This is a genomic window from Cysteiniphilum sp. JM-1, from assembly GCF_008711525.1.
Lineage (GTDB): Bacteria > Pseudomonadota > Gammaproteobacteria > Francisellales > Francisellaceae > Caedibacter.
Map to the genome: position 1 here is coordinate 1 of NZ_VXKS01000030.1, position 13668 is coordinate 13668.

Sequence of the window (13668 nt, forward strand, 5' to 3'; positions counted from 1 at the left end):
GCGTATTCGCACATTATTATCGACTGCTCGCAAACAGGGTTGGAAGGTTATTGATACCATTGCGGATGTCTTTAATGGCAAAATCCCACAGTTCAATTAACAAGCTGCTGGGTAGTTACAACAAATCAATAATATCATTTTCATTTAATTTATTAGCTAGCTGACTGCTACTCCTCTTGGTTAAAGTATCATAGTACTCAACCGTAAAATTATTTGGATTAATATTACTGATCTTATAATGTGAACCTTGCCCCATCTTCCTCTCCCTTTCTAATGATTAGTATATGAATTAACACAACGATCTGAGTCGATCTTGAAGCCAACAATATTGGTGATTTTATTGCTTGGCAGCTCGACAATATCGGTTTTCTCTAGACGCTTAATATACATTGCCAACTTACTTGAAAAAGTACAAACAACGATATCATAAGATAATTTAATGACATATTGGGTCATTACAACAATTAAAATCGTCTGTATTGGTGCGACAAATAAGAATACACCAAAGCAAAATATCAAGCTGTCTATCATTGTCCCTATTGAGATTGCGATCAGAAATCTTGCAATAATACGCTTACGCTCTTTGGCTTCTTCAAATCCATATTTCTTGCGCGAATAATATTTTAGACGTGAAATAATACTGGTATTAATGTATTCAGCAACCAAAAAACTGACGAATGAAATAATAAATGTTCGCAAAATATCGCCTTTAATAAAAAGCAGCTCAGAAATATAATTTCCGCCATCGTGTGCTGGTAGTTTGGATAGTCCATACAAGCACAGCAAGGCAAATAATGACATCAAAGCAACGGTTGTATAAACTCTTCTAACAATTGAAAAACCATATATTTCAGTCAGCAATGAGTCGACCAGAAAAGTCAGTGAATAAACAAAGATTGCCGCAGGGGCTATGATCAACACGCCACCAATACTACCTAAATTAATCAACGTAGAGCCGGTTAGATTTGAGACAAAGAAAATCACAGCATACAACGCAACCAATATAATAAGACTACTCTGGCGTGTTGTTTTTGGCTTAAATTGCTCGACTAAGCGTTGTTTGCCAAACATTGTATCTTGACGCCCTGCATAAAAAGCAATAATTCGCTGATCTGCCTCTGAAAAAAGATCCATTCTATCTTGCTGATACAGATCGCTAGCAAGCACAAAAGCACCTTTTTTAGTGAGCGTATCATAAAACTCAACTTTGCCGCTATTTACGTCAATATTACTAATTTTATAATGGCTAACTTCCATTTAAATGCATTCAAACTTTGAAGTTTGGCAATTATACCTGCTTATAAAGCAAATTAATACCTCACTTTATTGGGCATTATTGACGTGCTAAACGTATCTGTTTTTGCTCATTTTGCTTATTTTGTTCAGCATCAAACATAAAGTTTGCGCGCATTGGATTAATATCCAAGCCACCTCGACGTGTATAGCGCGCATAAACGCATAATTTCTCAGGCTGGCAGTAGCGCATAATATCGGTATAAATACGCTCAACACATTGCTCATGAAACTCATTATGATCACGGAAAGAAACAAGGTATTTCAACAACCCTTCTCGATTAATTTTGCCTCCTTGGTATTCGATCAACACACTCCCCCAATCCGGCTGAAAGGTCACTAAACAGTTAGATTTCAATAGATCACTACTTAGGCGCTCGTGCACTTTGCTCGTTTGATCTGCTGATAAAAACTGAGGGTTTGTCATATATTCATTGATTTTGATATCAAGCTCATCAATCGACTCTGCTGCAAATTGATTGACAACATGACAAGGGTAGTCTTTTAGTGCGTATAATGTCACAGATACTACACCATTGGCAGCTTGCGAGAGATCATGCTGCATAATTTTAGCAACCTCATCATCACTGGCAAAATGTGTGCTATTAAAAGAATTCAAATAAAGCTTAAAACTTTTGGACTCAATCAAGCATTGAGAAAGCGCATCAATCTCAAATACGGCAATGCGCACTTGTGGCTTGCCTTTCATATTCAACCATGAGACTTCAAAACCCGTCCAAATATCAACACCTTTAAACTCAGGGACTCCCTTTATCCCCAACTCATCACGCTTTATCGATCGAGGGATCGGAAATAATAAACTGGCATCATATTGTGTTTTATATTCAGATTTTTTACCTAACTCAGAAAACCCTAAATCCATTAGCTTAAACTTAAACGTAATTTTTAATAGCGAAACTGTATCATAATGTACATTCGCACTCAATCGGCATAGTTAACATTTCAGCAACTAACTATGCTTGCTTTTCATTCCTCTCAACTATTTATGCGCGTTAAGCTAAGTGGATGCCCCTTGCTTGGCTAAGTAACTTCTAAGCGACATTCAAACTAAAATAAACTACACTTTTCACAGGACTATATTCTGGATAAATCACTGGCGTCATATATTTACGCAAGATAAAAGCACCTGCTTTGCCACCATCAAAATTTACCGCACGCTTAATCTTAATATCAAAATAATCAGCAAGTGCTTTAACAACATACGCCGCCTGCTGCAAGGTTGTGCTATCGATATAGATCACCATAAGCTTTGTGCTTGTTTGCGCGTAAATAATGCGTTTGGCAATTTTATCATCATTGACTTTTTGTACGATATTATCTTTAAGCAAGATAGGACCTACCTGGAAAGCATAGTAAGCATGATGATATTTTTGATCTTTATCCAAGATATTGATTTGACCCTGTTGATCAATCGTAATAATTGATGATAACAACGTATTATTAACCAATGGTAAGCGCAGTTTACTTTGATCAATCAAAAGACCATTGACAAGAAACCCTTCTTGATAAAAGCCACCATTAGTTGCCAGAAACGCATCCTTTTGAGTTGCCACATCAAGCACACTTTGAACATTATCTTGTGACTGAATCGTAAGTCCCGCTTTATATGTACCATTATCTAATAACACGACATCGACAATCAGCGGGAAATGCTTATCTTTAATCGCCTCAAAAGTATCAAACTGCACTTTCTCTGGTGCAATATCGATGGATTTTTTTTGCTGAAGCTGCCACCCAGATGCAAATGAGGTAAGAGCACTGCTTAACAACAGTCCCAAAGCGAATATACGTTGTAATGACATGGCTACATTAATCTCAATAAATATGCTCAGCATTATATCAGAAAGTATGCCAAGCATTTATTACCAAGGTATTGTTTTTCCATCATAAGCGAGAAACTCACCGGAGCTATCAAGATTTGCTTTGTCTATAAGCTGTGTCATGCCAACCTGCTTTTTGATAAAATCTCACGAACTCAAGACCAATACCTTTATTCGCCCCTGTAATAACAACCGTTTTCTGTTGACTCATCTACTTACCTGCCTTTTCCATAATGGTGGAATCTTTTTTTGAGAAAACAAAATTATCATTCTCACTGGTCACCTGAATGGTATCACCCGCGACATAGCGCCCTTCTAAAAGATAAGTAGCTAATGGGTTCTCAATGTATTGCTGAATCGCACGTTTCAATGGTCTTGCACCAAATACCGGATCAAACCCATGATCTGCCAGCTCATCCATTGCTACTGCAGAGATTGTTAATGTCAAATCACGCTCATGCAAACGCTTACGCACACGATTGATTTGAATCTCTGCGATTTGTTTGATCATCTCTTTATCTAATGGCTCAAAGACAACGGTTTCATCAATACGATTAATAAACTCCGGTCTAAAGTGTTGCAACACAACCTGCAATACCTGTTCTTTCACCTGATCATACCCTTCGCTATGCAGCTTTTCTTGGATTAATTGCGAGCCTAAGTTTGAGGTCATAATTAGCACGGTGTTTTTAAAATCAACCGTACGCCCTTGGCTATCTGTCAAACGACCATCATCTAAGATTTGCAATAGAATATTAAAAACATCTGGATGTGCTTTCTCAACTTCATCAAGCAAAATTACCGAATAAGGTTTGCGTCTAACGTGCTCAGTTAAATAACCACCTTGCTCATAACCAACATAGCCTGGAGGCGCACCAATTAGGCGTGCTACTGAGTGCTTCTCCATATATTCTGACATATCCACTCTAAGCATCGCATCTTCACTATCAAACATAAACTCAGCCAATGCTTTGGTTAATTCAGTCTTACCAACCCCTGTTGGACCCAAGAATAAAAACGATCCTGTTGGACGATTCGGATCAGATAACCCAGAGCGCGCGCGACGAACAGCATTTGACACGGCGGTAATAGCTTCTTTTTGACCAATCACACGTTTGCCTAAGAAGTCCTCCATATGCAACAGCTTCTCACGCTCACCTTCCATCATTTTATTGACGGGAATACCTGTTGATTTAGATACTACTTCAGCAATTTCATTCTCAGTTACTTGAGTACGCACTAATTTAGTTTTGATCGGATCCGCACTGGCAAGCGCCTTAATCTGCTCTTCTAACTGCGGAATAAGTCCATATTGCAATTCTGCCATTTTCGATAAATCACCGGTTCGCTTAGCCGCATCAAGATCAATTTTAGCCTGATCTAATTGCTCTTTTAATTTTTGTGAGCCTTGCATTTGTGCTTTTTCTGCTTTCCAGATTTCTTCAAAGCCAGAGTATTCTTTTTCTAAAGCTTTGATTTCATCTTCTAAAACATCCAAGCGCTTTTTGGTGGCATCATCTTTTTCTTTTTTCAATTGCTCACGCTGCATTTTTAGCTGAATAATCCGGCGATATAGTTTTTCCATTTCTTCAGGGCGCGAATCAATCTCCATACGGATTTGACTTGCTGCTTCATCCATTAAATCAATGGCTTTATCAGGCAGTTGTCTATCGGTAATATAGCGATGTGATAGTGTTGCTGCGGCAACAATTGCCGGATCAGTAATATCAACACCGTGATGCACTTCATAGCGCTCTTTTAGTCCGCGCAAAATCGCAATGGTATCTTCAACTGTGGGCTCATCAACAAGCACTTTTTGGAATCTACGCTCTAGTGCTGGGTCTTTTTCAACATTCTCGCGATACTCATCTAATGTCGTTGCACCCACACATCTTAGCTCACCACGCGCCAAGGCGGGTTTCAACATATTACCAGCATCCATCGAACCTTCAGCTTTACCTGCGCCAACCATGGTGTGTAATTCATCAATAAATAAAATCACACTGCCTTCTTGTTTGGATAGCTCTTTAAGCACCGATTTCAAGCGTTCTTCAAAATCACCACGGAATTTAGCACCTGCCAATAACGCACCCAAATCCAAAGATAAAATACGCTTATTGCGAATTCCTTCAGGCACCTCGTTGTTAACAATGCGCTGTGCTAAACCTTCAACAATTGCGGTTTTACCAACCCCTGGGCGACCAATTAATACGGGGTTGTTTTTAGTGCGACGTTGTAATACTTGAATCGTACGCCTGATCTCATCATCGCGCCCTATCACCGGATCAATTTTGCCTTGTCGCGCTCTTTCCGTGAGATCAATAGTATATTTTTTTAGCGCACCTTGCATATCTTCAGCATTCTGACTCTCAACGCGTGCACCACCTCTGACTTTATCCACCGCTAGCGTTAGATTTTCTTTTGATAAGCCCGCCGCTTTAAAGATCTTGCTGATCGCACCATCGGCAAATCCGGCGATTAAGAATAAATCACTTGAAATAAATTCATCCTGCTTTTCAGTGGCAAGTTTTTCCATCTGCTGGAGTATTTTAATCAAGTTATTCGACGCACTGATTTGGCTGGCAGCACTACTTGTGGCTAGCGCATTCAAGGCATTACTTAACTCACTATTGAGATTTGATAAATTACCCCCTGCCTGGGTGATAATAGATGCAATCATGCCACCTTCTTGATCCAACAATGCTTTTAGCACATGAATAGGCTCAAGCATTGTGTGACTCTTGCTAATGGCTAAACTCTGCGCTTCAGTAAGCGCCTCTTGCAACTTATGGGTAAACTTCTCTGCTTTCATATATCCTTTATCCTCATTTATTCAACACAATAAATTATCTAAACAATCACGAGCTTAAGGAATAATCTTAAATTAATTATTAAGCCTAGATCACTCATTTATAACTTTTTATATTATCTTTAACACCCTGCTGAACATCAGCGCATGATCAACATTCCATTATTTAATGCTTAACAATACTTGGGGCTTTAAAAATTCAATGCCTAGAAAGTGAGGATAGGAAATTTTTTTTCAAGAAATTTTTAATGCAACGCCGCTAATTTTTCAAATTGCTCGATCAATTTGCTTTGCGTTGTTTGATATTCAGTAAGCTTTTCCTTCTCCTTTGCTACGACATCTTCAGGCGCATTGGCGACAAATTTTTGATTACCAAGCTTTGCCATTAAGCGCGCGATTTCCTTGTCGAGTTTATCTTGTTCTTTTTTCAAGCGCGCCTGTTCTGCTGAGACATCTATGAGTCCCGCTAATGGAATATGTAACTCCAATGTGTCAACAAGACTTGTTGCTGACATTGGCACATCATCACTCACAGTAATATTTTCGATTTTTGCCATTGATTGAATAAGCGCTTTGGTTGCTTCAAGTTTATCTAATTCATCTGTTGAGGCATTCTTGATAAAAAGTGGAATACTCAAGCTTGGCTTAATATTCATCTCAGCACGCACGGTGCGAATGGCAACGATAACACGCTTAAGCCATTCTATCTCGTTAGTTGCTTTATCATTGATAAGCGCCTCATCAAATAGCGGGAAGCTACTAACCATAATCGATGTTGCATCCTCTTGAGTAAACATTTTAATCTGATTAAACATCTCCTCAGTAATAAATGGAATAATCGGATGCGCCAAACGTAAAATCTTATCAAGCACTGTGATTAAAGTATATTGCACAGCATGTTTGCGCGCGGCACTAATCGCTTGATCATTAAGTGTTGCTTTAGCTAGCTCAAGATACCAATCGCAATATTGATTCCAAACAAACTCATAAATTGCTTGCGCTAATAAATCAAAGCGGTAATTCGCTATATGCCTATGCACTTCTGCCACGGTTTTATTAAGCTCATGCCAGATCCACTCTTCCGCCACACCCATTTCATATTGATTATATGATGAATCATAACCTTCTAAATTCATCATTATAAAACGTGAAGCGTTCCATAGTTTATTGCAGAAATTACGATAACCTTCCATACGTGAGACATCAAAACAGATATCGCGCGAAGTGGAGGCAAGTGCGGTAAAGGTAAAACGAAGCGCATCGGTACCATAAGCTTCAATGCCCTCTGGGAAGTGTTTACGCGTTTGTTTCTCAATCTTAGCTTTCATCTGTGGCTGCATCAAACCTTGTGTTCTTTTAACAACCAAGTCTTCTAAAGAAATACCATCGATCAAATCCACAGGGTCAAGTACATTGCCTTTTGATTTAGACATCTTTTGCCCTTCAGCATCACGAATAAGACCTGTGATATAAATATCTTTAAAAGGGATCTCATCCATAAAATAAAGCCCAAACATCACCATTCGTGCCACCCAGAAAAAGATAATATCAAAGCCTGTTACTAAGACACTGGTTGGATAATATTTCTTAAGCTCAGCGGTGTTATTTGGCCAGCCTAGCGTTGAAAACGGCCATAATGCTGATGAGAACCACGTATCAAAGACATCATCATCTTGATGCAATCTAAGCTCTGACGATAAGCCATATTTACTGCGAACATCCGCTTCTGACTCACCAACATAGACACTGCCATGTTCATCGTACCAAGCAGGAATTCTATGCCCCCACCAAAGCTGACGTGAAATACACCAATCTTGCAAATCACGCATCCATGAGTAATAAGTGTTTTTCCAGTTATCAGGCACAAAGCGAATATCACCATTTTCAACCGCCTCTAAGGCAGGCTTACCTAACTCATTGGCTTTAACAAACCATTGTTTAGTCAAATACGGCTCAAGGATAACACCGGTGCGATCACCGCGTGGCACTTTCAACGTGTGCGGTTCAACCTTGACTAACAAACCTTCTGCTTCCATATCAGCAACAATTTGTTTACGCGCATCAAAGCGATCTAAACCACGATAGGCTTTTGGTGCATTATCATTGATCTTACCTTCTGCTGTTAGGATATTGATCATTGGCAATTGATGACGTTTACCGATCTCGTTATCATTAAAATCATGTGCTGGAGTGATCTTCACACAACCCGTACCAAAAGCAATATCAACATAATCATCTGCGATAACAGGAATCTCACGCCCAGTTAATGGCAGTTTAATCATCTTGCCAATCAAATGCTGATAGCGCTCATCATTTGGATTTACTGCCACAGCAACATCTCCTAACATCGTCTCAGGACGCGTGGTCGCGATCTCGATGTTACCTCCATCTGCTAGAGGGTAGGCAAAGTGCCATAATGAGCCTTTTTCTTCTTCTTGCACAACCTCTAGATCAGAAACAGCTGTTAAAAGCACTGGATCCCAATTGACCAAACGCTCACCACGATAAATCAAACCATCTTCATAAAGCTTAATAAAGCAAGTTTGCACCGCTTGTGATAAGCCTTCATCCATCGTAAAACGCTCACGAGACCAATCAGCAGAGGCTCCTAAACGACGCATTTGTTTAGCGATTGAACCACCTGAGTATTCTTTCCACTGCCAGATTTTTTCGATAAACTTCTCACGCCCTAGATCATGACGCGTCAATCCTTCGGCATTTAAATTGCGCTCAACCACCATTTGTGTTGCGATACCCGCGTGATCAGTGCCCGGCTGCCATAAGGTATCATCACCCATCATGCGATGATAGCGTGTCAACAAATCCATCAAGGTTTGCTGGAAACCATGCCCCATATGTAGTGTTCCTGTAACATTAGGTGGTGGCAACATAATCGTATAAGGTGCACCATTGGTTTGCCCACATTTGAATAAACCTTTTTTCTCCCATTTGTCATAACATTGCTGCTCTAACGCTTTAGGATCATAGTTTTTTTGCATTTCTTGAGATTCTTGCTGCTCTTTTCTCTCTTGCATTTTTTGCGTTTTTTGCACTTCTTGCATTTGCGACATTACTTAAACCCTATTATTTGTTACACCCATCACAGACCACTTTGCGATGGGTATTAATATTAAAAAATTAAAAATTTAGAGTCGCATTTTAGCACAACGCACCAAGATTGGTTCACACAATTTTGATTAAAAAAACGAATAAAAGCATACAAGACCTTTCTTTAATATTTCTGTAACAATTGCGGCTTACTCTCCCTTTTATAATTTATTTGCTTTTAATCGCAAGATGATATGGAAATTGAACATGCAGCTAGGTGATATAGATATAAAGATAAATAATCTCTATTTCCCAATCGCAACTGTTTTATTAGCATCAAGCGCAATGGTTATGTGCTTTAACAATGACTTTTTGATAACAATGGATATTCGGGTCAAGCCCGAATATGACGATCCGTGGTCATTCTCGGACTTGATTCGAGAATCCAAAAAACACCTTAAAGTACTAGATAAGCACTTACAGAACGTTTGAAAATCATTTTACAACCCAACAATGCTTAAGGATCAATAGCATGAAACCATTTAGACAATACAGAAAACTCTTAGCTGCTGCATTATTTGCCATGACGTGCCAGAGTGCTTTAGCACAAGCACCTGAGATAAAACCTGCAACGGTTGATTCATTGCAGCTGTATAGTGAAGTCACTTCAATGACGATGGCATTTAACGCCAAATACGGGAAACCGTTTAGCTTGCCAACCAATGCCAAAACAGCAATAGATCAAATAGCTGACAATTCTGACACTAAGCGCTATATGGACACTAAAGACTATAATGACTTTGCCAAAGACTCTCAATTTGCCAAGGATGCCAACGCAATGATGAGTGATTTAACCAATCTTATTGCCAACTTTAAAAAGATTGGCTTTATCCATGCAATTGAAGCTGAAGGTAAAACACCAGCGATTATGTTTGATATTGATAACACCATTGAGTTAACCTCATTTGATGATGATTATTTCACTAAATCAGGCATTAATGATCCAGCCACTGCCGAGTTTATTGAGCAAAACTGTTTCAAAGATGGCATTGCCTGCTACTTTATCACCGCGAGATCTTGTAATCACAATGAATCATCTGCCACCAGAAGCTGGCTTAAAAAACATTTACATTTATCAGATAAAACGCTTGATCAATATGTGTTTTTATCCGGATCAGTGCCTGCCGATGCCTGTACAAGCAACGCAAATGAGCGCGTTGCTTACAAAGATGTTTTGCGTCGCGCATTGAGTGACCAGCGTCACGTCTATTGGCTTATGTCAGTAGGGGATCAAATGACTGATTGGTTTGGCAAGGATACGGGCTTGAAGGTTTGGTATCCTAATGCGATGTTTGACAGCTCCATTGTTGAAAACAATCACAATAATGCTAACGCCAAATTGCACCTGCAAAGTGTAACTGCACCAAATAACCAGTGTTATAACAAATTAAAGAAAGATGTTTTAGCACAAAGCACACTGCAATATTGTGTTGCTTTTAAAAACGATCACTTTGTTAAAAGCGCTTAATATCATAATTTCCTAAGCTGATTTTTTATCTTTTTTACTCCAAATATAAGTTCCAACCGCAATAACAACTGCCACCACGATAGCTACACTGCTAATCAAAGCGGCTACTGTTTGGGTACTATAATCAACCGTCATTGAAGCAATATAACCGCCTGCCACATTCCACACTGCCAGCATTAAGAAAAATATACCTGTGCCAATACCTACTTTTGACTTTGGCATATATCTTGCCACAACGCCAAGCCCAATCGCACTAACAAGAAGCTCCCCAATAGCATTCACAATATAAGTTAGCACCAAACCTGTGCCGCCATTCCAGTTAGAGATAATGCCACATGATAACGCTATGAGTAGTGTGCCAATTGCCATTTTATAGAAATCATGTATCGCAAAACGCTTATATACGCCCAAAAATATTGAGCCAAAAACCACTATTGTCAACGGGTTTAGCACGAGCATGAGTTGCCCTAACACCTCACCTACATTTGCTTTTGCTTCACTTAAAAAGCTCGTATATAACTGAACGTAAACGATGTTAAATGGCGCAATAATAAACATCAAGGCAATAACTGCCCAAACGCTCGGTGTTTTTAATGCAAGTTTAAACAAATAAAGCATCGCAATAACCGCAACCACTATTGTGATTATTGTAAGCAATGTTTTAAATGACAGAATCATTGAGACGACAATGCTAAGCACAGGAATAATGACTGCAATATACTTCATTTGGTTTTTATTAAATTTTTTAGCACCTCCCGCTGTAGAAACATCCTTTAATGTATGTCGCATTAAATAAAAAGTTAGAATTACCAAAAAGCTTGAGATGGTGCTAATCCAAAAAAGCGATACATAGTCAATAAATGCAAAAGCAACGAGCATTAATGTAAGTTTAGCTATCACAGAACCTATATTTATCGACATATAAAGCGCTGTAAAATTCTTCGATTCTTCACCTAATTTAGTTACTTGTGCCAATAATGCTGAGGGCGCTGCTTTAAAAAGACCTATGCCTACAGCTATAACTGATAACGCAAAAATTGCCATACTCAAATGCGTTGATAATGCCAAAATTAAAAAACCTACTCCTTTTGTAAATAGACCAATATACACCATTCGCTTAGCGCCAAAACTGTCTGCCAAATAGCCTCCTAGCACCATGATGGCATATGTCATACCACTTGTGCCAGCATAAAGCAGATAGGCATATTTATTGTCCACACCAAATACAGCCATTAGATAAGCTACTAAAATCCCTGATAATGCTGACCATGAAAATCGTTCAATCACCTCAACTTGATATAAATTCCAACGACCAAATCTCGTTAAATCTTTACTATGCATACTCTTTCCTTCTTTTATTTATCATTAGTTATACCACTGACAAGACATCCTGTATTTTGGTGTAGTGTTTCCAAGCCCCTTCCACTTTGCTCAGGGAGCGATAACTCTATTTTAATTAAGATGCAAGTCCCTTTAACTGCGCTCAGGGGACGATGGCAGTATGTATTAGCTTTAAAACTTGCGACTTAAGCGCTGAGCAATCACAACACTAAAAATCAGAACCAACGCGCCTATGCCCCATAAATAACCATTAGGATAGCCGCCATAACCACCTGAGATATCGGCATAAACCTGCTTGATAAACAGTACACTTAATACAATCGGAATAATATAAGCGGTTAATGCTTTAAACATAACATGCAATATATTGGCATTGTGATGTGGGAAAAGCTCGCGCGTGAGCTTATTAATATCGTAAGCCCAAGCGATCACAAGTGCCTCAGCAACCATCACAACAAGCATTAAATAACCATTGATAAAATGATCAACCACATCAAGCAAATACAACCCATTACCCATGGTATAAAACAAATTACAAATCAGCAAAGCCACGCAAATAATAAACAAAATACTCGCGCGCTTAAGTTTGATCTTACTATCCATCAAAGCTGCCAAGACAGCTTCAAATAAGGATACGATCGAGGTAAATGCCAAAAAGAAAACCGATGCATAAAATATAAATGAGAAAAATTCTTGCGCGGCTGGCAGTAAAGTAAGCGCATGCGGAATAACGACAAACGCCAAACCAATACCACCGGAAACCACATCATGAATACTCTTGCCATCAACGTGTGCGACATGCCCAAGCACTGAAAAGACAATCATACTGCAGATAATTGATGCTAACGTATCTCCAATCACTACAATCGTACAGGTACGCCCAATTTTGACATCCTTGCCCAATAACGCACCATAAGCAAACATAACCCCAGTAGCCAGTGAGATCGAGAAAATTACTTGCGTTGCCGCAGCAAACCAGATTTTAGTATCTAAAAGAGATGACCATATTGGCACAAATAACGCGTGTAATCCGGTAAGACTTCCCGATAAAGAGACTGAGTTAGCCAGTAAAATGATCAGCAATATAAAAGGAATTGGGGTGATCCATTTTGCAACAAATGCCAAGCCACTGGTGCCTCTATATAATGAGATATACGTCAATAGCAAAATAACAATAACGCCAAGCACAATCGCCAACTTAGGCGTGCCAAAGCTATCAATACCCGTACTTAAGCCTAAGAATTGATTAAAGAAATAACTTTCACTGCCCGTTTGCCACGGCATCTTAAATGAATCTACGGCAAAATTAAGCACCCAAGAAGTTATGACAATGTAGTAAGTCAACACACCAAAGGCAGCAAGGACTGCAAGCCAGCCGATGATTTTAAAGCGTTTGGCATGACCGATAAGTGCTAATGATTCAGGTGCGCCTTTTTTTGATACTTTACCCAAGCCCACTTCAAGGATTAATAGCGGCAAACCGATGCACAGTAAACAGATGATATATGCGATAAAAAATGCCGCCCCACCATGCTCATACGCCAAATAAGGAAAGCGCCATAAGTTGCCAAGTCCAGCTGCAGATCCCACCGCTGCCAAAATAAATATCCAAACGGATGTAAAGTCTTTGCGTGTTTGCCCCATATTTCCTCCTGTTTTCAACACAATAACTATTCAACATAGTCCAAACCCAAGTTGGTAAATTTTTGATTACAAAGCATTCAAATCGAACTTTTTTTGCAATTTCATGCCCCTCAAACCCTTATTCCTACGTTCATTTTATGTCAAAATCACTTTTGTAGTGCCAT

At 39.2% G+C, this 13668-nt stretch carries 9 protein-coding genes; 1 reads left to right on the top strand and 8 read right to left on the bottom strand.

The features are described from left to right. Positions 1-115: 115 nt before the first annotated feature. From F3D68_RS11310 to F3D68_RS10395, 6 genes are all read right to left on the bottom strand, one after another. Positions 116-256, bottom strand: coding sequence for a hypothetical protein (locus F3D68_RS11310; RefSeq protein ID WP_191092798.1), 141 nt, complete (start codon positions 254-256; stop codon positions 116-118). A 14-nt stretch (positions 257-270) separates the two neighbouring features. Then, entirely contained in the window at positions 271-1257 is a 987-nt protein-coding gene (locus F3D68_RS10375; RefSeq protein WP_151194367.1) for a VUT family protein, read from the bottom strand. A 76-nt stretch (positions 1258-1333) separates the two neighbouring features. Continuing rightward, a complete protein-coding gene (gene queF / locus F3D68_RS10380; RefSeq protein WP_151194368.1) occupies positions 1334-2176 on the bottom strand; it encodes an NADPH-dependent 7-cyano-7-deazaguanine reductase QueF in 843 nt (280 codons plus the stop codon). Positions 2177-2345: 169 nt separating this feature from the next. Beyond that, complete coding sequence (locus F3D68_RS10385; RefSeq protein ID WP_191092799.1) at positions 2346-3116, bottom strand: phosphodiester glycosidase family protein; 771 nt, start codon at positions 3114-3116, stop codon at positions 2346-2348. 229 nt (positions 3117-3345) lie between these two features. Beyond that, a complete protein-coding gene (gene clpB, locus F3D68_RS10390; protein ID WP_151194370.1) occupies positions 3346-5946 on the bottom strand; it encodes an ATP-dependent chaperone ClpB in 2601 nt (866 codons plus the stop codon). Between the two features lie 242 nt (positions 5947-6188). After that, positions 6189-8978: a valine--tRNA ligase gene (locus tag F3D68_RS10395; RefSeq protein WP_224728292.1), complete on the bottom strand. Its 2790-nt coding sequence runs from the start codon at positions 8976-8978 to the stop codon at positions 6189-6191. Positions 8979-9523: 545 nt separating this feature from the next. On the opposite strand from F3D68_RS10395, the gene F3D68_RS10400 reads away from it, so the two are divergent. Next, positions 9524-10519, top strand: coding sequence for a hypothetical protein (locus F3D68_RS10400; RefSeq protein WP_151194371.1), 996 nt, complete (start codon positions 9524-9526; stop codon positions 10517-10519). 12 nt (positions 10520-10531) lie between these two features. Here the strand turns inward: F3D68_RS10400 and F3D68_RS10405 are convergent, their stop codons facing one another. Beyond that, positions 10532-11860: an oligopeptide:H+ symporter gene (locus tag F3D68_RS10405; protein WP_151194372.1), complete on the bottom strand. Its 1329-nt coding sequence runs from the start codon at positions 11858-11860 to the stop codon at positions 10532-10534. A gap of 171 nt (positions 11861-12031) precedes the next feature. Further along, entirely contained in the window at positions 12032-13504 is a 1473-nt protein-coding gene (locus tag F3D68_RS10410; RefSeq protein ID WP_151194373.1) for a sodium-dependent transporter, read from the bottom strand. Positions 13505-13668: the final 164 nt, after the last annotated feature.